This window comes from Clostridium sp. LS (genome assembly GCF_002760435.1).
GTDB lineage: Bacteria > Bacillota > Clostridia > Clostridiales > Clostridiaceae > Clostridium.
Window position 1 is genome coordinate 112,491 of the sequence record NZ_AUUU01000003.1, and the last position, 22,815, is coordinate 135,305.

Consider the following 22,815-nt stretch of genomic DNA (forward strand, 5'->3'; position numbering starts at 1 on the left):
TTTATGGAAAAAGATTATGCTTCTTTAACAGGAAGGATTTTTGATATACGAAGATTTTCAACACATGATGGTGATGGCATAAGAACAACAATTTTCTTAAAAGGCTGTCCGCTCAAATGTGTTTGGTGTCAAAATCCAGAGGGTATTTCGCCCAAAGGGCATTTGATTCATTTTGAAAATAAGTGTATTAATTGTGATTTATGCGTTAAAAATTGTTCTAATAAATCAGTTATACAAGAAAATAATAAAATATGTGTTGTTCAAGATAAATGCACAGATGAGGAAAATAAAGTTGTTACAGATATTTGTCCAACTGGTGCATTAACTATGGATTCAAAAAATTATACTTTAGATGAAGTTATTGAAATAGCATTGAAGGATAAAGCATTTTTTAAATACGGTGGTGGAGTAACTTTATCTGGTGGGGAACCACTTTTTCAGAAGGAATTTACAATTGCCTTACTTAAAAGGTTAAAAGAAGCTGGAATCAATACAGCAATTGAAACTTCTTTATTCGTTCCAAGCGAATATATAATAGAGGCGTTACCTTATTTGGACATAATTTTTGCAGATTTAAAGGTATTTGATGATGATAAGCATAAAGCTTTCACAGGTGTTAGTAATGAGCTAATTAAGAAGAACATCAGGCTCATTTTAGAAAGTAATAAGAAGGATGCTGTAATTATTAGAACACCATTGATACCTCAATTTACAGCAACTAATAATAATATTCATAATATAAGCGGATACATTTCAAGTATTTATTCAAAAGTAAGATATGAATTATTAAATTATAATCCACTTGCCAAAGCAAAATATAATTTATTAGATAATTTAGATTACTGCTTTGAAGAAAATCCTAAGATGTATACTGATGAAGAAATGAAAGAGTTTTATAATGCTGCTTATTCAGCAGGAATAAAAAACTTAATTATATAAATTTGAAAAAGAGAGGAAGAGAAGCGATGTTAGTATTAATTGATGATGCAAATTTAGAGGAGATTAAAAGAATTTATGAATTCTATCCATGTGATGGGGTGACAACTAATCCATCTATTTTAAAGAAACAGGGTGGAAATCCTATGGAGGTATTGAAAGCAATTAGAGAATTCTTGCCAGAAGGAGCACAGCTTCATGCTCAAGTAGTATCCTTAACTGCTGAAAAAATGGTTGATGAAGCACACCATATGTTAGATGTGCTAGGAAAAGATACTTATATTAAGATTCCTGTAACAAGTGAAGGAATAAAAGCTATTAAATTATTAAGTAAAGAAAATGTAAATATTACAGCAACAGCTATTTATACTTCAATGCAGGCATTTATTGCAGCAAAAGCAGGAGCAAGATACACAGCACCTTATGTAAATAGACTTGATAATATGGGGGCAGACGGTGTTCAAGTTGCAAGAGATATTCATGACATGTTCAAAAAGCATAATTTAAATGCTGACGTATTAGCAGCTAGCTTCAAAAACTCACAACAAGTTTTAAATTTATGTAAGTATGGAATTGGTTCAATTACAGCAGCACCAGATGTAATAGAAGGGTTAATCAAACATGATGCAACTACAAATGCAGTAGATGTATTTACAAAAGATTTCTATAGCTTAGTCGGCGAAGGAAACACAATGGAGAACTTATAATTAAGAGTATAACTTACCGAAATAATGAGCATGCTTTTGTTACGGTTTCTAGGAAATTTTAATGGGTGATTCTAAGATTAGAAGTTGTGCCCAAAGTGCTAGCCTCAAAGATAAAACTTTGAACTAACACATTTGGAACAACTTCTAATCTAAGAATCAAAACCATCAAAATTTCATATGAAACACTTCACAAAACATGCTCATTATTTCTAGTTAAGATATACACTTGATTATGGTAAGGGTTTAACCAACTTATAGCTCTAAGAATACTTATTCAGTGGATTGATTGGACAAATATTATAGTGTATATCCATGTAATTACTTGTTGGCTAGTCTGAATTTATGAGGAGAATGACCATAATATTTTTTGAATAGTTTACTGAAATAATAAGCATCATTATAGCCAACAGATTGAGCTATAGATTTTACTGGGGATTCTGTGGAGATTAATAAATCTTTAGCTTTCTCTAATCTGAGATTTATTAAGTAATTAATAGGAGATTCACCAGTTTTCTCTTTAAATACTTTAGATATATAAACCGAACTTAAATACATGTTTCTAGACATGTCATCAAGTGAAACATTATTCATGTAGTTCTTGTCAAAATACTCTAAAATAATCTTTACTATATTTGATTTGTCATAAAACGGAAAGTCATATCTATCAATTTTCTTTGTATTTTTTACATAGTTAATTTCCTTTAAGAAAAGAGCAATTAATTTCATTATAAGGCTCTTTAATATTAATTCTTTTCCTACCTCGCAGGCTTCCTGCTCTTCTATTATTTCTAAACAACATTTATGAAAATCTTCCTTATACTGTTTGAATTCCAATGGAACTTCAGTAGTTTGTTTTAAAATATAATCGAAGGGAAGTCCATCAATTTGGATGTTGCGAAAACCTATATGCAGTTCAGTAGTTTGTTCACCTTTGCTTAATGATTCTTTATGATAAACTCCTGGGTTAAAAGGAAGCAGGGTTTTTTCGTGAATTTTATACATTTTATCTTCGATTTTATAGGTTACCGAGCCAGAAACGACATAGCTAAATTCAATGAAATCATGACAATGGTATTCAGCCTTTATGAAATCTTTATTATCAAATTTAAATGCATATAAAATTTCTGGATTAAAATTTTCAATGTTGATACCTACACTACACACGTCAATATCACCTCTTTTATCTATATCCATCTTAAAAAGAATTGCTAGAAAGGATTAGCATTATATATAAGAATATACATCATATGAATAAAAAAGTACATTTTTATTCCAAATCATTTGTTGGATAATTAAACATGTCAAAAGAAAGAAGTAAAGAAGGAGGGGAGATTAATGAGTAGTATAAAATGGATATTTGGCTATATAAATAAATACAAATTTAGATTTTATATTGCACTTTCAGCAGTACTGTTAAACTCATTAATGGCTATGATTAATCCATATTTAAGTGGTAGATTGGTTGATGAAGTAATTATTCAGAATAAGGTTAACATTCTATTTCCAATTTTAGGGATGATGGTAGCTGCTACTATAATTAAAGCAATTATTAGATATTCCTACCAAATGACATTTGAGTTTGTATCTCAAAATGTAATATTTGAACTAAGGCAAAAAATGTATAATAAGCTGCAGGAATTGGATTTAGATTATTATAACAAAACAAGAACTGGAGATATAATGGCCAGAATGACTGGAGATATGGATTCTGTAAGGCATTTTGTTGCTTGGGTCATATATAATATTTGCGAAAATGTTACAGTGTTTATATTTGCAATAATCAGCATGTTTTTTATTAATGCTCAATTTACTCTATTAATGTTTGCACTGACACCGATTGTGGCATATTGTGCATATAAATTTGCTAAGCAGGCAAATCCAATATTTTTTGGAATAAGAGAACAATTCTCAAAGCTTAATACAGTAGTTCAAGAGAACATAAGTGGTAATAGAGTTGTTAAGGCTTTTGCAAAAGAAGATTATGAAATATTAAAGTTTGAGAAAAGAAATAAAGCATATATGGATGCAAATATGCAGTTAGCCAGTGTTGCCCAAAAGTATTTGTCTATACTTAATGCTTTATCAAATATGTTTACAATCGTTATGATTTTAGCTGGTGGAATCTTTGTTATAAATGATAAGTTGACTATGGGTGAATTGGTAATGTTTAATGGTCTTATTTGGGCTATAAATAATCCTATGAACATGGTAGGATGGCTTATTAATGATGCTCAGAGATTCATAGCAGCTGCAAGAAAAATAAAAATATTAGTTAATGAAGAAACAAAGATAAAAAATCCATCAGACGGGATTAAACCTAAGAAGCTAAAAGGTGAAATTGAGTTTAGAAATGTCAATTTTGAATACGGATATGAGCCTATATTAAAAAATATAACCTTTAAAGTAAAACCTGGACAAAGAGTTGCGATTTTTGGACAAACTGGTGCAGGAAAATCAACAATAATAAATTTAATAGAGAGATTTTATGATGCAACTTCTGGAGAAATATTAATAGATGGAGTAGATATTAGAAAATATAATTTACAAGCATTAAGGAAGAATATATCGATATCAATGCAGGATGTATTTTTATTTTCTAATACAATAGAAGAAAATATTAGCTATGGAGTGTCAGAAATAGATAATAATAAGGTAACTTGGGCAGCTGAGATGGCTGATGCAAACAATTTTATTCAAAAGTTATCAGACTCTTATGAGACGGTAGTCGGGGAAAGAGGAGTGGGTTTATCTGGAGGACAGAAGCAGAGGATAACTCTTGCAAGATCAATAATAAAAGAACCTTCTATTTTAATTTTAGATGATACAACATCAGCGTTAGATGTAGAAACAGAAGCTATGATTCAAAAGAATTTAAATACAATATATAAAGATAAGACATGTTTTATAATAGCACACAGAATTTCATCTATAAAAGATTCGGACTTAATTTTAGTTTTAGATGATGGAATGATAGTTGAAAGCGGAACACATAAAGAATTATTAGATAATAAGGGACACTATTATTCAGTTTATAAAGCTCAATATGGTAATTATTTAGGTGAAGAAGATGATGAAGAATGCAAGGAGGTAGGGTAAATGGCAAGAAATAAATATGATGTTGATGAAGATTTAGGAACGCCTTTTAGCTGGAATTATTGCAAAAGATTATTAAAGTATGTAGTCCCGTATAGGAAAGAAATGATTATGACTCTTTTAGTAATGTTAATATCAAGTGTATCAACTTTGCTTGGACCATACTTAGTAAAAATAGCTATGGATGTTAATATACCTAATAAAGATATTAAAGGGCTTGCTATTGTATGTATATTATTTTTTATTACGATAGTAATAAGTGCATTATGTATGAAGTATAGAATTAAAACCATGAATTATGTAGGTCAGGAAGTGGTAAAAAATATTAGATCAGATATATTTAATCATCTACAAAAGCTGCCATTTACCTATTATGATAGTAGACCCCATGGAAAGATTTTAGTAAGAGTAGTTAATTACGTAAATGCACTAAGTGATTTATTATCTAATGGGCTTATAAATTTATTAACAGATTCATTTAGCATTATTGTAATTATAGGATTTATGCTATTCATCAGTCCTAGATTAACAATGGTTTGTATGATTGGAATGCCTATTCTTGCAATAATAATAGCTTTACTTGCAAAAGTGCAAAGAAGGACTACTCAGATATATAGCAATAAACAGTCAAATCTTAATGCATATATACAAGAGAGTATAAGTGGAATGAAGGTTACTCAAGCATTTGCTAGGGAAAAAGTTAATGCAGAGAAGTTTAAAACAGTAAGTAATGAGAATAGAAGAACTTGGATAAATGCAGTCAAATATCAATTACTGCTTTGGCCAGCTATTGAAAATACATCTGTGTTTACAGTTTCATTAGTGTATTTAATAGGAGTTCGTTCAATAGGTGAGTCGATAACAATAGGTACCCTTATTGCATTTGTAGGGTACATATGGAGATTTTGGAATCCAATAGTTAATATATCTAACTTTTATAATGCACTTATAATGGCGATGGCATACCTAGAGAGAATATTTGAGACATTAGATGAGCCAGTAACCATAGCAAATTTACCAAATGCTTATGATATTCCAGAGATTAAAGGATCTGTTGAATTTAAAAATGTAATATTTAAATATGAAGATGAAGATAGAGAAATTTTAAAAAATGTATCTTTTGACGTAAAACCAGGTGAAACTATAGCTTTAGTAGGGCCGACAGGTGCAGGAAAGACAACCATTATAAATCTTCTAAGCAGATTTTATGACGTAACTTCTGGTGAAGTTTTAGTTGATGATCACAATATAAGAAATGTAACTTTAGATTCTTTAAGAAAACAAATGGGAGTAATGCTTCAAGATACATTTATTTTTTCAGGAACCATATTGGACAATATAAGATATGGCAAATTGGATGCAACTGATGAAGAAATAATAACAGCGGCAAAAGCTGTTAAAGCTCATGATTTTATTGTCAATCTAAGGGATGGTTATAACACTGAGGTTAATGAAAGAGGTAGTAGATTATCAGTTGGTCAAAGGCAATTGATTTCCTTTGCAAGAGCACTGCTTGCGGATCCTAAAATATTGATTTTAGATGAAGCGACTTCAAGTATAGATACAAAAACAGAGCAGGCACTTCAAGAAGGATTAAATAAATTACTTGAAGGAAGAACATCATTTGTAATTGCACATAGACTATCAACAATAAAAAATGCTACAAGAATAATGGTTATAAATGATGGTCAAATTGTGGAGAAAGGAAGCCACGATGGACTTATGGAATTGAAAGGTGAATATTATGAGCTTTATACTTCACAATATGAGATGGTTAAAGCAGTATAGATATTTATAGAAAATTACTGGCATCCTATAAAATTGGATTTTATAGGATGCCAGTTTATTGTATTATGAATATAAGCTGTTTTATTATGGAGGAAGGCTTAAACAAAAAATTATATTTTCCAAATTGAAGAACAAAATGAGAATGTTATAATTGTAATAAATATAGCAAAGAGGATGAAATACAGAAATATGATGGATATTAATAAATTGAACCTAATAAATAATTTGGATTTAAAGTTATATTATTGTGGTACACAGAAGTGTAATCCTAATCATTCTTGGGGTCCTGCAATTAAAGAACATTTTAAAATACATTATATACACAAAGGTAAGGGTATCTTTAAATTGGGAAATGAGACTTATCATTTAAAAGAAGGTCAAGGGTTTCTTATATTACCTAATATTATTGCACATTATAAGGCAGATGAGAAGGATCCTTGGGAGTACTCATGGTGCGCATTTGATGGGATAAATGCAGAAGCATATTTAAAACGCGCTAATCTAACAATTAAAGATCCTATTCTTGAATATAATAAAGATGATAAGTTAAGTAAATGCTTTGAGGAAATGATACAGGCCACTAATGCAGAAAAGAGTAGTGATTTAAGATTGCAGAGTTTGTTATACCTTTTTTTAGCGACTATAATTGATGAAACAGTTTTAGATTTGTCTTATGAAGAAGCGAAAACAAATAGAAATATGTATATAAACAAAGTAATTGATTTTATATATATCAATTATTCCCATAAAATAAGAGTTTCTGAACTGGCAAAGTTTATCGGTTTAGATAGAAAATATATATCTAAATTATTTAAAGAAATGGTCGGAGTTACAATTCAAGATTATTTAATAAGTTTTAGAATCAATAAGGCTAAAGAGATGATGAAAGACAGGCAGTTATCCATAGGAGACATATCACGCTCTGTAGGTTATGATAATCCATTAATATTTTCAAAAACCTTTAAGAAAATTACTGGATTACCACCAAGTAAATATAGGAGCTTTAATGAATAATTTGCGTATTTACTTTCATTAAAAGCTTTAGGCTACTAAATTCGCTTCTAGGAAGATAAAGTTTATAATATCTGATTATAATTTAGAGACATAAGGTAATATAGATATGACATTATGATATTTATTCTATTGCTTAATAATGCTATTCTTTAAGAAGATAAAGAAATTCAAAGCACATTAAGCAGATAAAGATATACAATATAAATCATTAGGAGGAAATCAAAAATGATATATAACAGATGTGGAAACAGTGGACTTAAATTGCCAGCTATATCTTTAGGATTATGGCATAACTTTAGTGAAAACGATATTTTTTCTAATAGTGAAGCAATTCTAAAAAGGGCCTTTGAGCTTGGAATAACTCATTTTGATTTGGCCAACAATTATGGAAGACCAGCTGATGGATCTGCAGAAGAAACTTTTGGAAGAATACTGAAGAAAAATTATACTCCATATGACCGAGATAAAATGGTGATATCTACAAAGGCAGGGTATGATATGTGGGAGGGTCCATATGGTGATGGTGGTTCTAAGAAATATTTAGTAGCAAGCTTAGACCAAAGTTTAAAACGTATGGGACTTGATTATGTAGATATATTCTATCATCACAGATTTGACCCTGAGACACCATTAGAAGAGACAATGGCTACTTTAGATTTATTAGTTAGACAAGGTAAAGCTTTATATGTAGGAATTTCAAACTATGGACCAGAACAAACTAAAAGAGCAGCGGAAATTTTAAAGAAATTAGGAACACCTTGTTTAATTAATCAGCTTAGATATTCTATGTTTGATAGGCATATTGAAGGTAAACAGCTTGAAGTTCATAAAGAAGAAGGAATTGGAACTATAGCTTTTGTACCACTTGCACAAGGATTGCTTACTGATAAATATATCAATGGAATTCCAAAGGATTCAAGAATAGGGAGAAATAGTTTGTATTTGCATGAAAAAGATGTGACAGAAGAAAAGGTGAAAAAAGTTATTGAACTTAATGAAATTGCAAAAGAAAGAGGTCAAAGTCTTGCGCAAATGGCACTTGCATGGGATCTAAGAGGAGATATAATTTCAGTATTAATCGGAGCTAGTAAACCATCTCAAATTGAGGATAATGTAAAGGCATTGGATAATCTAGAATTTTCTAGAGAAGAATTAGATAGAATAGATGAGATTTTATCATAAAATAAAATACATTATAAGTAAAACCATGTATAGACGATGAAGAAATTTATTGTTTATACATGGTTTGATTATTATGTATCATATGTTGACTTAAATTTAATGTATATGTAAAATGTAACAAGATATAGCATTGTAACAGTATTTAACTAAGGATTTGATGCAATATGTTTGTGAAATCAGTGTTATATTAATATAAAAAAGTATACATCTAATTTTAGAAATGGTATTGGACAAAAGGAGTGACTGTTACTTGAAAGGGAAATGTTACTATTGCAATAAGGAATTAACTGAAAGAACTATTAAAAGACATATGAAAAGCTGCACTGCAATGAAAAAGAATATAGAAGAAAAGACTCTTCAAAAAGGGAGAAAAAGAAAACAATTCATAATTTCTGTTAAGCCTAAATATGAAGCAAGTGAATATTGTATATATTTATCCATAGATGCTTCACTAGGATTAGTACATATAGATCAATTTATAAGAGATGTTTGGGTGGAATGTTGTGGGCATTTAAGTGGATTTACTATTAACAGAGAATTTTATCAAGATGATGATATGAATATAAAAATAAGCGAAGTATTAAGTGTTGGTGAAAAATTTGAATATGAATATGATTTTGGAAGCACAACTTACCTGAATTTAGAAGTTGTAGATGTAATTGATGTTTCTAAAGAATTTACTCAAATAGAGATAATAGCAAGAAATAATGAAATTGAGTATAAGTGTGAAAAATGTGGAGAAAAAGCTAAGTACTTCAATCATGAGGAATCTGAATGGTTATGTGAAAATTGTATTAATGAAGAGGCGGATTTTATAGATCAATTTGATTATTGTAATTCACCTAGAGATGGTGTCTGTGGTTATCGTGGAGACAAAGAATCAGAAAATAAGTATTTGCCCGGAAATACTAATAAATATAAATTAAATAAAAAGAAGGTAAAAAAGCAAGAGAATTATGATAATATTTTTGATTATGATGAAGATCTTTTAAGGGATTTACTTAGTGTGGAAGATTTAGCTGGTAAGTTCCAAAAGGATTTTGAAAATACAGTGGACGAATTATTTACTAAAGGAAAATATTCTTTTGAGATAAGTGATTTAATAAAAGGATTAAACAAAGATGATTTGTATGAGATTGCAGATGGGCTTAGGATTTCGGATATAAGGGGTTTAAAGAAAAAAGAGTTAACTGATAGGATTCTTAGTGAGTATGAAGAAGCTGTTGGAAAAATAATAAATTTATTTGATGAAGAAAGATATAAATTCTTAAAGAAATATGCAGATAATTCTGGAGTTCAAGTTGTAAATCAGGATGATGAAAATGAGATTGACAAAATACAATATTTTTTCTCTAAAGGTATTCTCTTTGCATCAAGAAATAATAATGATAAGCCGGTAATGCTAATGCCAGCAATTACTCAAAATTTAATTAAAGAAAAAAATAACTTAGAGTATAGAAAACTTATAAAAGAAAATAGTGAAATAATTAACCTTTATAGGGGAATGAATAGAGCATATGGAATTGTAAGTTTGAATGATATTGAGAAGCTGTTTAGCAGGTATGGACTTGAAGAAGCTAAAAAATTAAAAATAGAAGAAATATTGAGAGAAGCAGAATACTATTATGATGAATATGAGAAAATAGAAGATTACTTAGTTAATAGTGAAATAGCAATGTGGTGGATGCTGTTAGCAGAAATTGAAGGGGAAAACTTGGAGTATACCACTATTTCTAAGGAAGAATTGCTAAGTATGGCGGAAGAGGATTGGATTCATAAATCTAAAGCAGGAAAAACATTTGCCAAAGAATTTATTAATCTATTTGATATTGATAAAGAAACACTATCAGAGTTAACAGAGGCCTTAGCTATTGATATTCAAGACAAAGACATGGAGGAAATCCTCGATGAGATATTAGAATCATTAGGAGAAGCAGATAAAAATAATCAAGAGGCTAGAGATGCTATTGTCAGTATTGTTGGTAAGTTTATAAGGAATATAAGATTGTGGAAATATAGAGGCGCTACAATTAATGAAAAAGTGGGAAATGCAATTAAGGAAGAAAAGAAAAGAACGGTTGGAAGAAATGAACCGTGTATATGTGGCAGTGGTAAAAAGTATAAAAATTGCTGTGGGAAAAATGGTAATGTAATTCAATTATTTTAACAATGATTAATTATATTTAGTGTTATTTTTACACAGACTCACAAATAAATAAACTTTGACATATAATGAACTAGTATCATTACATGGAGTTGAAAATGCGTGATATACGGGCTGATTTTAGCTGGAGGTAAGGGCAGCAGACTATATCCTCTATCAAGAGCCGATCAACCAAAACAATTTTTAAAACTTATTAACAATAAAAGCTTTTTAGTTAATACTGTTGATAGGATAATACCGCTGATAGATAGAAATAATATTTATGTTGTGACTAATATGGACTACAAAGAAAAAGTTAAAAATGAACTGGCAGGGATTAAAGAGGAAAATATTTTTGTTGAACCTGCTAATAAGGAAACCGCTTTGTGGACAACAAAGGTCTTTTTGAAAAATTGGGATGGATAGTATTTATTTTGAAATTGAGTTGATATAAATAAATATATATTGATTATATAAATAATCTGGATTTTTTTCAAATTTAAATAATTAAGTAACACTTTATTTAAAATGTATAAATATGATTTAGAAACGGAGACTTTCATGAAAGTACATATTGAATTGGTATATTAAAATTATTGAAGGTGATTAAGCATATTATTAAATATTACTTAACTTTAGAAAATGAAAATTTGAATTTTCATTTTTTCTGTCTATATTATAGATAGGAAGTTGAGGTTTATGAATAAAAAGTGTGAAAAATGTAAATATACACTAATTACATGTGAACAACTTTGTTTTTGGTTAGGATTTATTGAAGCAGGGCAAATAAGTCCAGATTATAAGGAAGAATATCGTTCTTTAGTAGGTGCTGTTAAATTATATATGAATATAAAAAATAAATATATGAAACATAATTTAGACGATTGTAATGAAAAGTGCTTTTCATGTGATAATAGATTAAGAGTGGAAAAATCAGAAAAATATTTTGAAAAAATACTTGAAATTATTAAGAATAATTTTTATAGTCGTGAAAAGAAATTAGCAAAAATTTACCGATTACATGAAAAGTACATTGAAGAGTGCGGTAGTTTTAGTGATAAAGAATTATTTAAAAAGTAGATAACTTAGGATTATTCTTATTAATTTTCTATGGTTATTAACAATTAAAAATTATTGCGATAACAATAATAGAATTTACTTAAATACAGAAGATAAATTATACAAATCTATAATAAAAATTATTTAAAAAAACTTGAAAAAGAATAATGTATTTTAAAATAATATAAATAGAGTAGTTAATATTGTTTTGAACATTAGAGAGAAATAATGAAGATTTTCCTATATCATTTAAGGATATTAAAGAAATAAGATTTAATGATTATGGTGATAGACTAAAGGTATGGATATATATGCCTAAAGAAACTTGGAGATTTTATCTTAATTATGATAATAGTAAATTAGAAAGTATGGCTGAGGATTTTAATAGCAATAAACTAGAAATTCAAACAAGAATTCTACCATATGAGAAGTTTAAAAATGTTGATAATTTAAAATACTATTTAGAAAAAATGAAGTATAATTTAGCTACATATTATTCAGGAGAAAAAGTTGTAAAAACAAAAAATGGAGATGAAATATATTTTGTGAATAGTTTATCAGATGAAAAAGATTCTTTGTTTGGAAGGAACGGAAGCATATATTTTATATCTGAGTTAGGTGATTATGGAAAACTTTATTATTCAATAAAAGAGGATCTGTTTAGTGATAATAAAGAGCCTTATGTAGAAATCATAGATATTGTGCCAACTAAAATTAATATTGGAATAGGGAGTGAGGCTCTGAAATATTTAGAAGAAATAATAGTCGAGAATAATGTAAAGCATATTAAAGGAGATTTGTCTCCTAATGATTTAAAGAATCATGGAGATAGGTTAATTCATTTTTATCAAAAGAACGGATATGAAATTAGAGATAATAAAATATATAAAAGTATTTAAATTTTGGTTTAAAATTGCAACCTAACTTTTTTTTATACGTGTAATATATGAAGACAAAGAAAATATAAAAAACTGAGTTACTTATAACAAATAATGTTATCTTTTGTCTATTATTTTTTTCATGTACCTAAAGTGAGAAAGAAAAAACTGAAAATAAATAAGTAGGACATAGATCTATAGGATTATTACGTAACGGGAGAGGAAGATATGCTAAAAGGTTTAGAAAATTTGGATTTAGGAGTATTAAAATTTATCCATGACATTTCACAGAATTATATTTTTGATAAGATTATGCCGCTTATAACATCATTAGGTAATATGGGATTGATTTGGATTATAATAGCATTAATATTGATTTTTAATAAAAAATATAGAGATGTTGGTATAATGATTATCGCTTCATTAATAGTAACTTCAATTATTGGTGAAGGAATTTTAAAAAATTTAATACAAAGACCAAGACCGTTTATAGATATTCCAACTGCTCATTTATTAATATCGAAGCCTACGTCATATTCATTTCCATCAGGACATACGGCATCTTCATTTACTGCAGTAGGGATAATATTTAGCACTTTAAGGAAGTTTAGGATTCATGCTATTATATTGGCATCACTAATTGCTTTTTCAAGAATGTATTTGTTTGTTCACTATCCATCAGATATTTTAGGTGGAATTTTACTGGGAATAATTTGTTCTAAAATAGTTTTAAAAGTATATAAAAATAGGAATGTTTCAATTAGGGATTATAACAATAATATTTTAGGATGTTAAGAAAGAAAATTAGAGGAAAAAGAAAGAGAGCAGAAAACATTGAAAAATTGAATCTTTGAGAAGGTTTATGATTTCGAGTTTATGCTCTTTTTTATGTTTACAATTAGTTGATAGTTTTAAATTTTACTTAAATATCTTCATAAAATCTTTACAAGTATTTTGTATTATAGATTATAGAAAATAAAAAATCTAGATGTACACTGTCTTTTAGGAGTTGAACGTACTAAAAATGGTAAGAATATTTTAGAAAATTAATAGATATTACAAAAACTATAAGATTGATAAAATCTAATAGGGTATTTTAAATTAGAAAATTTATTATAGTTTAGATATGGAGGCACATAATTTGAAATATTATGAAAAGCAAATTAGATTAGAGAATTCTCTTTCGTTTTGGGAATATTTTAAAAATGAAGAAAGATTTTTATTTTATAACCCACTGAAAAAAGAGTTTGTTATTGGAGCTAAGCGATTAAAGAGTTTTTCTATGAATGAAAGTTTTAAAGATTATTTATATATTTTTTCATCAATGACCTTCTTTGATTCAATCAAAAATGATGAGTGGAAAGATTTTGGCAATGAGAATATTGCATTTGAATATTATCTTGTTGAAAAAGATGGTAAGCAAACTTTTTATTATTATAAGAACTTTGTTGAAATTAAAAATATAGATATGGAAGTTTATGATCATTCTTATAAATATGAAATAGATGATTATAAAACTTGGACACAAATGTTTTCTGGAGTAAGCAATGCAATATCAGCAAAAGAAGTAAACAAAGTTGTTATTTCAAGAGAAGTTAAGATTCAGTGTAATACTTTAATTAACGTAGAAAGTGTATTGCAGAAGCTATTAAGGCAAAATATAAATAGTTTTGTATTTGGTTATTTTAAAGAAGGAAAAGCATTTCTAGGTGCAACACCAGAGATTTTGGTTCAAAAAGAAAAAAACGATGTATTAAGCTATGCGCTAGCTGGAACTATTTTGCGAAGCAATGAAAATGATGAATTACAAAAAGAGATGTTGTTAAAAGATACTAAAAATCGTTATGAGCATCAAGTTGTTATTGATTCTATAGTTGATACTATGAAGAAATTCACAGATGAATTGATAGTAGATGAAACTAAAATTTTGACACTTAAAAATTTACACCATCTACAAACAAAGATTCATGGAAAAAATAAAAATAGGACTTTACTTCAATGGGCAAAATTACTTCATCCTACACCTGCTTTAGGTGGAAATCCAGTGGATAAAGCCATAGAATTAATTAAAAGATATGAAAAACATGAAAGAGGCTTATATGCTGCACCAATTGGAATAATGGATGAAAATGGGGATGGAATATTTGTAGCTGGAATAAGATCTGCTCTTATTGAAAAAAATACAGTATATGCTTATACAGGATGTGGCATAGTAGATAAATCAAATTGTGAAGAAGAATATATTGAAACAAATAATAAATTGAAAACCATACTTGAAAGTTTATAGTGGAGAGGAGAAATAAATGACAAATTATATTGCTGCATTAGTTGATGAATTACATGAATTAGGTGTGCGTGAAGTCGTGATTAGTCCAGGTTCAAGATCTACACCTTTATCTATATTATTTTGCGAACATGATTTCGAAATCTTTGTAAATGTAGATGAGCGATCTGCTGGATTTTTTGCACTTGGTATAGCAAAGGAACAAGAGAGGCCAGTTGTATTAGTTTGTACTTCTGGTTCTGCTGTAGCAAATTATTTACCTGCAATTGTAGAAGCGAAATATTCGGGGATACCATTAATTGTTTTAACAGCTGATAGACCACATGAATTGCGTAATGTTGGTGCACCGCAAGCAATAGAACAAAATAAAATATTTAATAATTTCACTAAGTACTATGAAGAACTTGCACTGCCAGAAGATAATGAAATTATGTATAGACACGTACGTGTAGTTATGCAAAAAGCATATGCAAGCGCTATGTCGAAAGAATATGGTGTAGTACATATTAATGTACCAGTTCGTGAACCATTAATTCCAGATTTGAGCAAGTTGGATTTTACTATAGGTCGTGAAAAAATTAAATTTGAATATATGGAAGGAAAAAATAACGTTTCTTTAGAGAACTCCATTTTTAAAAATAAAAATGGAATTATAATTTGTGGCGGAGATGCTTATTCAGACTATCATAAAGAAATATTGGAATTAGGAGAACAGTTAAAAGCACCAATACTTGCTGATCCAATTTCAAACATGCGGAATTATTCAAGGGATATTATTATTGATAGTTATGATGCCTTTTTAAAAAATGACAATATTAAAATGGAGTTAAAGCCAAAATTTATAATTCATTTTGGTCAAGTACCTGTTTCAAAAAGATTGCAGCAATTCTTAACCTTACATAATGAGAGTTTATATATACAAGTTGGGGAAAGCTTTAATTATCGTAATCCATCATTATCAACTAAAAAATATATTAATTCATCACCTAAATTATTTGCTGAATCTATTGATATAGAAAATAGTAGCAGAGAATATTTAGATAAATGGATAAACGACCAAAAACAAATGCGAGAACAAATTAAATCAGCAATAAATGAAGAAGAATTGTTTGAAGGAAAATTAATTCAAAAGTTGCAGAACATACTGCCAGAAAAAAGCAGATTAGTTGTTGCAAATAGTATGGCAATTCGTGATATGGATTACTTTTTTGAAGCACGAAATCAAAATATAAAAGTGTTGTGTAATAGAGGAGCAAATGGAATTGATGGTACTATTTCTACCGCACTAGGGGTATCTACTTCAAATGAACCAACAGTTCTACTTATAGGTGATTTGGCGTTTAACCATGATTTAAATGGATTGTTAATTGGAAAGACTCATAATCTAAACTTAATCATTGTGATATTGAATAATGATGGAGGTGGAATTTTCAGATACTTACCTCAAAGGAAAGAGAAACATTTTGAGCATTTATTTTTAACACCACAAGGTATTAATTTTGAAGGGATAAAAACTTTATATAACACAATATATTATGAAGCAAAGGACTACAAATCTTTTGAGGATAATTTTAATGAGGCATTAACTTTAGAAGGAGTTAAAGTAATTGAAATAAAATTTGATTCAGAGTTAAGTAAAATATTACATGACAAATACACAACGTTGTAAGGTGTGACATTATGTTTATTGAAATTGAAAACATTAAATATCATATTGAAGTAAAAGGAGAAGGAAAACCAATTATTTGTTTACATGGTTTTTCGGAAGATATTAGTACCTGGAACTTACTTGAATTACATGGATATAAACTGATATTAATAGATCTTATTGGACATGGAAAAAGTGATAAGCCAAAAGACAGTAAATATTATTCTTTAGAAATAATGCTTAAGCATTTAAATACGCTCATTGCTCAATTGAATTTAAAAAAATATTCAATGTTAGGTTATTCAATGGGCGGACGATGTGTATTAGCATATGCGTTAACTTATCCAAATGAAATTGATAAATTGATTTTAGAAAGTGTTTCTTATGGTGAAGAAAAATTTTTAAATCGCTTGAAGCGTAGAGGAGATGATTTAAAGTTAGCCCAAAATATAGAAGAAAATGGAATAGAATGGTTTAACCAATATTGGGGTAACCTAAGCATTTTTGAATCACAAAAAAGTTTACCAAAGCATGTGATCAATGAAATAAATAAAAGAAGACTAGCTAATAGCAGCCATGCACTTTCAAATACCTTGAAAGGCACTGGTCAAGGAAAATTTCCATGTCTGAAAGATCAGATAGTTAAATTATCTATGCCTACATTATTCATTAGCGGAGAATACGATAAAAAATATCAGGAAATTGGTAAAGAATTTGAAAAGTTAAACTCTAAAGTAAAACACATAGTAATAAATGGATGCGGACATAATACACATATTGAAAATATTAATAGGTATGTTGAGATTTTAAATGAATTTCTATAATTAATTTTGAGGAGTAAAAATATGAATAATAAATTTGATTGGAAAGAATTAAATCGTAATTATGAGGATATCAAATACGAAGCTTATGATGGGATTGCCAAGATTACAATTAATCGTCCTGAGGTGCGCAATGCTTTTAGGCCTAAGACTATTATGGAGTTAATTGAAGCTTTTACTATAGCTCGTGAAGACAGCAAAATTGGAGTGATAATTTTAACTGGAGCTAATCATGGAAAGGGAGAGGATAAGGAAGCTTTTTGCTCTGGAGGAGATCAAAACGTACGTGGAAATGGAGGATACGTGGGTGATGATAATATACCACGTCTAAATGTTTTAGATTTGCAGCATTTAATTAGAATTCTTCCAAAACCAGTTATTGCAATGGTTAATGGATATGCAATTGGTGGTGGACATGTATTACATATAGTATGCGATTTATCAATTGCATCTGAAAATGCTAAATTTGGGCAAACTGGACCAAAAGTAGGATCTTTTGATGGCGGATATGGAGCAGGATACTTAGCACGTATTGTAGGTCATAAAAAAGCACGTGAAATATGGTATTTGTGCCGTCAATATACTGCTAAAGAAGCTCTGGATATGGGACTTGTAAACACAGTGGTTCCTTTTGATAAGCTAGAAGAAGAAACAGTAAAATGGGCAAAAGAAATTATGCAGCATTCGCCAACTGCACTGCGTTTCTTAAAAGCATCCTTTAATGCTGATACAGATGGATTAGCTGGTTTGCAACAATTAGCAGGAGATGCTACTTTATTATTTTATACTACAGAGGAAGCAAAAGAAGGTCGAGATGCATTTAAGGAAAAACGAAATCCAGATTTTGAACAGTTTCCTAAATTTCCATAAGATATATCAAAAAAATAATAATTTTTTGAGTATGTATAAATAGATTTGATAAAGGTGATATAAAATGAATTGGCTTAAACAACATAATATTGAGAATCCCAATAAAAAATTTATTAATGATTTAACTTTTGGTGAATTTTATGAACGTGTAGTAGAATTAGCTCAAAAACTATCGTCCTATGTAAAAGATGAGAAAAGGGTTGCTATTTATTCAAATAATTCAGTTGATATGGCATTATTCTTATTAGCACTTCAATTTTTAGAGAAAGAAGTTTTGATGTTAAATACTCGATTAGTGGATGAAGAAATAAAAAATCAATTGGAATCATTAAAGATTCACGTGGTCTTCTCTTATGACAATAAATTTATATCATTTGATGAGGTACATCAAAGTGAAAAGAAAGATATAAAATTAATAGAAGATTTCAATGAGGAAAACATTGCTGTTATTATGAATACAAGTGCTACCACAGGGAAATTCAAGTCAGTGCCTCTTAGGTGGAAACAATTTTATAGTCATGTAAAAGCGTCTCAAAAAAGTTTGGGCGTAACCAAAGAGGATAATTGGCTTGTAATATTACCTATGTATCATATTAGCGGATTGACTATTCTAATGCGAAGTTTATATAATGGAACTCAACTTACCATACTGGAAAAGTTCAATGAAGAACAAGTAATAGAGTTAATTGAAAGTGGTAATATTAATATGTTATCCATTGTACCAACAATGTTAAATAGAATTATAGATAGAATAGGAAAGCATAAATTACGTGTAGTTTTATTAGGTGGTGAATTTATTCCTAAGGCTTTAGTTGATAAAAGTATATTAAGAAGTATTCCAATATATAAAACTTATGGAATGACAGAAACAACAAGCCAGTCTACAACCTTTTCTGTATTAGAGCATCCTGAAAAAATTGATTCAGTAGGATTACCACTTGAAAATGTAGAGATCTCCATTAAAAACTCAGATGAAAAAGGAGTAGGTGAAGTTTATATTAAAAGTCCAATGCTAATGGACGGATATATTGGACAAGAGAATGTTTATGGTTATTTGAATACGAAAGATATAGGTTACATAGACAATGATGGCTTTTTATTTATACTTGATCGTTGTAAAAATATAATTATATCTGGTGGTGAAAATATTTATCCAAAAGAAATTGAAAACATTCTATATAATCATTCTAAAGTAAAGGAATGTGCAGTTGTTGGGAAAAAGGATGAAAAGTGGGGACAGATTCCTGTACTCTATATTGTTTCATTTTTAAAAAAAGATGAAATATTAGAGTATCTTTCAAATAAACTAGCAAAATATAAATTACCGAAAGAAATTACATATTTAGATGAGCTTCCTAAAAATGCGGTAGGCAAAATATTAAAGAAGAATTTATCCGATAGCTAGCATCCGTAACAATCCCATCTTTTTAAGTGGGAAATAACGGCTGCACGCCTCTAGACTAGGTGCCCATTATGGGTATAAGTTAAACTTGATAAGAAGGTGTATAGATGCATATTAAAAAAATAGAACTTTTTCATATTAAAATGCCTTTAAAATTCAATTTTAAAACATCGCAAACTTCTATAAATTATCGTGAAACAATCATAATTAAAGTTGAAGATGAACTTAACAACAGGGGCTATGGTGAAGTAGTATCCTTTAATGAGCCTTTTTATACAAGTGAAACATTGATGGTTTCTAAGCAGGCATTGATAAATGAATATATTCCAACTATAATCCATAAGGAGATAGATGATCCTTTTAATATACATAAAAATTTAGATATGACATATCCCATGGCATTAGCAGGATTAGAAAATTCTTTGATGGATTTGTATGCTAGAAGAAATAAGCAATCCATTATGGAATTTGTATTTAATGAAAAAACTAATGGTCAGATATACGCAGGAGTTGTATTAGGAGATTTAGAAATTTCAACGCTTATAAAACAAATTGAAGATTATAGAAAGGAAGGATATACACGCTTTAAAATAAAGATAAAACCAAAAGATGGTTTTATAAAGTTAAAGGCTATTAGAGAATGCTACCCTGAAATTAAATTGTTAGCAGATGCAAATAAAAGTTATAGCATTGAACAAATTGATGAATTAAAGAAGTTGGATGAGTTAAATTTACTTTGTATAGAAGAACCATTAAATTCAGAGAGTCTTTTAGAATATCAAAAACTTCAAAAAGACCTTAATACTCCAATATGCTTAGATGAAAGTATTCAAACAGTTCAAGACTTAAAAACTGCAATTCAGTTAGAATCACTTAAAGTAGTTAATATAAAAGTGGGTCGAGTTGGAGGCTTATATTATGCAAAGCAGATGATTGAATTGTGTAGAGAAAACAACATTAAGTATTGGATAGGAAGCATGGTTGAAAGTGGTATTTCTAAAATATTACATGTTCATTTAGCCAGCTTAAAAGATACTTATATTCCAGGAGATTTATCATCCTCAAATCGTTACTTTAAAAAAGATATAATTAAACCAGAAATTATTGCTGAGAATGGCAGAATTAAAGTACCAAAGGGTTATGGATTAGGGGTAGAAATTGATGAAGATATGATGAAAGATTTTACAATAGATTATATAAAAATAGGCGGTGAATAAAGTGAACTTAATAGAAGGCTTAAATATTGAATATATCCATGTATATGAAAGAACACTTGAAGCAAAAATGAATCTAACTCAGTTTCATGATCAAACATTTGGATATCTGCATGGAGGAGCAACAATAGCTTTTGGAGAAACAATTGCAGGCTATGCTTCAATTGAAAAAATAAATAAAGATCAAGTAGCGGTGGGGCAAACCATTACTGCAAATCATATGAAAGCTAAAAAAGTAGAAGGTTATATTATAGCAAAAGGGAAGCTGTTACATATAGGAAAAACGTCTCATGTTTGGAGTATTGAAATGTTTGATGAAAATGATATATTAATCTCATGCGTAACAGTTACAAATGCTATCATTAATCAAAATAAAGATAATGGTTAATCATTTGATGAAGAGAGGAGAGAAAATGAGTTTCAAATCAATAATAAAACTTATGGATATAAAAACCCTTGTTGCAGGACTTGTTCCTGTGATTTTAGGTTCAGTTTATTCAAAATATGCTTTTGGAAAGTTTAATACTTTCTACTTTATATTATTAGTAATTGCCATGATACTGATTCAAAGTGCTACCAATATGATTAATGATTACTTTGATTTTAAACGTGGAGCTGATACCAATAAAAGTGGGGATGAAAAAGCTTTAGTTAGCGGTGAAACTACGCTGAAACAAGTACTGTTTATAATATTGTTATATCAATTTATTGCTTTTATGATTGGTGTCTTTATAGCTAGCCAAACAAGCTACTACATATTACTAGTGGCTATAATAGGAGGCCTTATCTCAATTTTATATGCCTTTGGGCCTTTGCCAATTTCATATACTCCATTTGGTGAAATTGTATCAGGGGTAACCATGGGAATTGGCATAACAAGCACAGTGATTTATATTCAATCAGGGATAGTTAATTTAAATACAATTTTAGTTGCAGTTCCTACAGTATTATTTATTGGTACCATATTACTGACAAATAATCTAAGTGATATAGAAGAGGATAGAGAAGCTGGTAGAAAAACGTTACCTATTATGATAGGAAAGAAAAATGCAGAGAAGTTGTGGATTTTTAATGTAATAATGTTACTTGTATTAACATTTTGTTTAGTATTAATACAGATTTATCCCATTATTGTACTAGCACCTGTAATTCTAGTATACCCTTATAAATCGATTCGTAGTTTTTTATCCTACGAAAAAGGTATAAATACAAAAGGAAGAAGTATGGGGTTAATAGGACAGATTGGATTGAAATATCATTTAGCTGTAGTTTGCGGATTACTAATAGCAATCATACTATAAAATTTGTTTTTGAATAATAAAAATGCAGTAAATATGCAAAAAGTTCAAGTGTTATACTCAATATACACTTGAACTTTTTTTATAAAACATTTTAAAAAATTTTATTAGAACAATCTATCTTCATAATTACTTCATAATTGAGTAGTAAAATAAGCATATAAAGAGAAGATAAAAAGGAGTGATATACAATGAAAAAGAAAGTTATGATTTTAGCATTAGCAGGTATATTAACTGTAAGCGGCATGTCTTTTGCATATGCGGCAGGTAACAATAATACAGGTTCTAATAAATTTAATGGACAAATGATGAATGTGCAAAATGGTGAGGTTAAATCATCATCTAATTATAGAGGGACAATGATGAGCATGATGGGGTCTGGAGCTCAATCAGATAATAACATCAATAAAATGATTGAACTAATGAAAGAGAATGGCTTTACTGATGAAGCAAATGCTATGGAAAATAAAGATTTTGA

Annotated in this window: 19 protein-coding genes and 2 pseudogenes; 20 read left to right on the forward strand and 1 reads right to left on the reverse strand. The window is 28.9% G+C overall.

Features of this window, described 5'->3' with window-relative positions:
* The first annotated feature begins 3 nt into the window (after positions 1-3).
* Complete coding sequence (locus tag COL3_RS00700; RefSeq protein ID WP_008426848.1) at positions 4-939, forward strand: glycyl-radical enzyme activating protein; 936 nt, start codon at positions 4-6, stop codon at positions 937-939.
* Between the two features lie 26 nt (positions 940-965).
* Positions 966-1,643 (forward strand): transaldolase family protein, encoded by a 678-nt coding sequence (locus COL3_RS00705; protein ID WP_008426851.1) that lies wholly within the window; start codon positions 966-968, stop codon positions 1,641-1,643.
* A 318-nt stretch (positions 1,644-1,961) separates the two neighbouring features.
* Here the strand turns inward: COL3_RS00705 and COL3_RS00710 are convergent, their stop codons facing one another.
* On the reverse strand, positions 1,962-2,837 hold the full coding sequence (locus COL3_RS00710; RefSeq protein ID WP_008426853.1) for an AraC family transcriptional regulator: 876 nt from the start codon (positions 2,835-2,837) through the stop codon (positions 1,962-1,964).
* Between the two features lie 141 nt (positions 2,838-2,978).
* On the opposite strand from COL3_RS00710, the gene COL3_RS00715 reads away from it, so the two are divergent.
* The 18 genes and pseudogenes from COL3_RS00715 to COL3_RS00800 all read left to right on the forward strand — a co-directional run.
* Positions 2,979-4,739 (forward strand): ABC transporter ATP-binding protein, encoded by a 1,761-nt coding sequence (locus COL3_RS00715; RefSeq protein WP_008426855.1) that lies wholly within the window; start codon positions 2,979-2,981, stop codon positions 4,737-4,739.
* The gene (locus COL3_RS00720; RefSeq protein ID WP_008426856.1) at positions 4,740-6,524 is read left to right on the forward strand and encodes an ABC transporter ATP-binding protein; all 1,785 of its coding nucleotides are present in this window, start codon (positions 4,740-4,742) and stop codon (positions 6,522-6,524) included.
* A 189-nt stretch (positions 6,525-6,713) separates the two neighbouring features.
* Positions 6,714-7,538, forward strand: coding sequence for an AraC family transcriptional regulator (locus tag COL3_RS00725; RefSeq protein WP_008426858.1), 825 nt, complete (start codon positions 6,714-6,716; stop codon positions 7,536-7,538).
* A 225-nt stretch (positions 7,539-7,763) separates the two neighbouring features.
* Positions 7,764-8,720, forward strand: coding sequence for an aldo/keto reductase (locus COL3_RS00730; RefSeq protein WP_008426860.1), 957 nt, complete (start codon positions 7,764-7,766; stop codon positions 8,718-8,720).
* Positions 8,721-8,970: 250 nt separating this feature from the next.
* A complete protein-coding gene (locus tag COL3_RS00735) occupies positions 8,971-10,887 on the forward strand; it encodes an SEC-C metal-binding domain-containing protein (protein ID WP_008426862.1) in 1,917 nt (638 codons plus the stop codon).
* 99 nt (positions 10,888-10,986) lie between these two features.
* Positions 10,987-11,247: pseudogene (locus COL3_RS00740) on the forward strand (sugar phosphate nucleotidyltransferase); the annotation flags it as partial.
* Positions 11,248-11,562: 315 nt separating this feature from the next.
* Positions 11,563-11,943, forward strand: a complete 381-nt coding sequence (locus tag COL3_RS00745) for a hypothetical protein (protein ID WP_008426866.1) — start codon at positions 11,563-11,565, stop codon at positions 11,941-11,943.
* Positions 11,944-12,233: 290 nt separating this feature from the next.
* Positions 12,234-12,821 (forward strand): hypothetical protein, encoded by a 588-nt coding sequence (locus COL3_RS00750; RefSeq protein WP_008426868.1) that lies wholly within the window; start codon positions 12,234-12,236, stop codon positions 12,819-12,821.
* A gap of 207 nt (positions 12,822-13,028) precedes the next feature.
* Entirely contained in the window at positions 13,029-13,595 is a 567-nt protein-coding gene (locus tag COL3_RS00755) for a phosphatase PAP2 family protein (RefSeq protein WP_008426870.1), read from the forward strand.
* Positions 13,596-13,941: 346 nt separating this feature from the next.
* Positions 13,942-15,087: an isochorismate synthase gene (locus tag COL3_RS00760; RefSeq protein ID WP_008426872.1), complete on the forward strand. Its 1,146-nt coding sequence runs from the start codon at positions 13,942-13,944 to the stop codon at positions 15,085-15,087.
* A 16-nt stretch (positions 15,088-15,103) separates the two neighbouring features.
* Positions 15,104-16,753 carry a 2-succinyl-5-enolpyruvyl-6-hydroxy-3-cyclohexene-1-carboxylic-acid synthase gene (gene menD, locus COL3_RS00765; RefSeq protein ID WP_008426875.1) on the forward strand — a complete coding sequence of 550 codons (1,650 nt, stop codon included), beginning with the start codon at positions 15,104-15,106 and terminating at the stop codon, positions 16,751-16,753.
* 11 nt (positions 16,754-16,764) lie between these two features.
* Positions 16,765-17,556: a 2-succinyl-6-hydroxy-2,4-cyclohexadiene-1-carboxylate synthase gene (gene menH / locus COL3_RS00770; protein ID WP_008426876.1), complete on the forward strand. Its 792-nt coding sequence runs from the start codon at positions 16,765-16,767 to the stop codon at positions 17,554-17,556.
* Positions 17,557-17,577: 21 nt separating this feature from the next.
* On the forward strand, positions 17,578-18,423 hold the full coding sequence (gene menB / locus COL3_RS00775) for a 1,4-dihydroxy-2-naphthoyl-CoA synthase (protein WP_008426878.1): 846 nt from the start codon (positions 17,578-17,580) through the stop codon (positions 18,421-18,423).
* 64 nt (positions 18,424-18,487) lie between these two features.
* Positions 18,488-19,828: an o-succinylbenzoate--CoA ligase gene (gene menE, locus COL3_RS00780; RefSeq protein WP_008426880.1), complete on the forward strand. Its 1,341-nt coding sequence runs from the start codon at positions 18,488-18,490 to the stop codon at positions 19,826-19,828.
* Positions 19,829-19,932: 104 nt separating this feature from the next.
* The gene (gene menC, locus COL3_RS00785; RefSeq protein WP_008426883.1) at positions 19,933-21,042 is read left to right on the forward strand and encodes an o-succinylbenzoate synthase; all 1,110 of its coding nucleotides are present in this window, start codon (positions 19,933-19,935) and stop codon (positions 21,040-21,042) included.
* 1 nt (position 21,043) lies between these two features.
* Positions 21,044-21,427 carry a PaaI family thioesterase gene (locus COL3_RS00790; RefSeq protein WP_008426885.1) on the forward strand — a complete coding sequence of 128 codons (384 nt, stop codon included), beginning with the start codon at positions 21,044-21,046 and terminating at the stop codon, positions 21,425-21,427.
* A gap of 25 nt (positions 21,428-21,452) precedes the next feature.
* Positions 21,453-22,340, forward strand: a complete 888-nt coding sequence (locus COL3_RS00795) for a UbiA family prenyltransferase (protein ID WP_008426887.1) — start codon at positions 21,453-21,455, stop codon at positions 22,338-22,340.
* Positions 22,341-22,528: 188 nt separating this feature from the next.
* Positions 22,529-22,815: pseudogene (locus tag COL3_RS00800) on the forward strand (hypothetical protein); the annotation flags it as partial.

Coding starts and splice junctions, on each gene's coding strand:
- COL3_RS00700 (WP_008426848.1), top strand. CDS start 4: ATGGAAAAAGATTATGCTTCTTTAACAGGAAGGATTTTTGATATACGA.
- COL3_RS00705 (WP_008426851.1), top strand. CDS start 966: ATGTTAGTATTAATTGATGATGCAAATTTAGAGGAGATTAAAAGAATT.
- COL3_RS00710 (WP_008426853.1), bottom strand. CDS start 2,837: ATGGATATAGATAAAAGAGGTGATATTGACGTGTGTAGTGTAGGTATC.
- COL3_RS00715 (WP_008426855.1), top strand. CDS start 2,979: ATGAGTAGTATAAAATGGATATTTGGCTATATAAATAAATACAAATTT.
- COL3_RS00720 (WP_008426856.1), top strand. CDS start 4,740: ATGGCAAGAAATAAATATGATGTTGATGAAGATTTAGGAACGCCTTTT.
- COL3_RS00725 (WP_008426858.1), top strand. CDS start 6,714: ATGATGGATATTAATAAATTGAACCTAATAAATAATTTGGATTTAAAG.
- COL3_RS00730 (WP_008426860.1), top strand. CDS start 7,764: ATGATATATAACAGATGTGGAAACAGTGGACTTAAATTGCCAGCTATA.
- COL3_RS00745 (WP_008426866.1), top strand. CDS start 11,563: ATGAATAAAAAGTGTGAAAAATGTAAATATACACTAATTACATGTGAA.
- COL3_RS00750 (WP_008426868.1), top strand. CDS start 12,234: ATGCCTAAAGAAACTTGGAGATTTTATCTTAATTATGATAATAGTAAA.
- COL3_RS00755 (WP_008426870.1), top strand. CDS start 13,029: ATGCTAAAAGGTTTAGAAAATTTGGATTTAGGAGTATTAAAATTTATC.
- menD (WP_008426875.1), top strand. CDS start 15,104: ATGACAAATTATATTGCTGCATTAGTTGATGAATTACATGAATTAGGT.
- menH (WP_008426876.1), top strand. CDS start 16,765: ATGTTTATTGAAATTGAAAACATTAAATATCATATTGAAGTAAAAGGA.
- menB (WP_008426878.1), top strand. CDS start 17,578: ATGAATAATAAATTTGATTGGAAAGAATTAAATCGTAATTATGAGGAT.
- menE (WP_008426880.1), top strand. CDS start 18,488: ATGAATTGGCTTAAACAACATAATATTGAGAATCCCAATAAAAAATTT.
- menC (WP_008426883.1), top strand. CDS start 19,933: ATGCATATTAAAAAAATAGAACTTTTTCATATTAAAATGCCTTTAAAA.
- COL3_RS00795 (WP_008426887.1), top strand. CDS start 21,453: ATGAGTTTCAAATCAATAATAAAACTTATGGATATAAAAACCCTTGTT.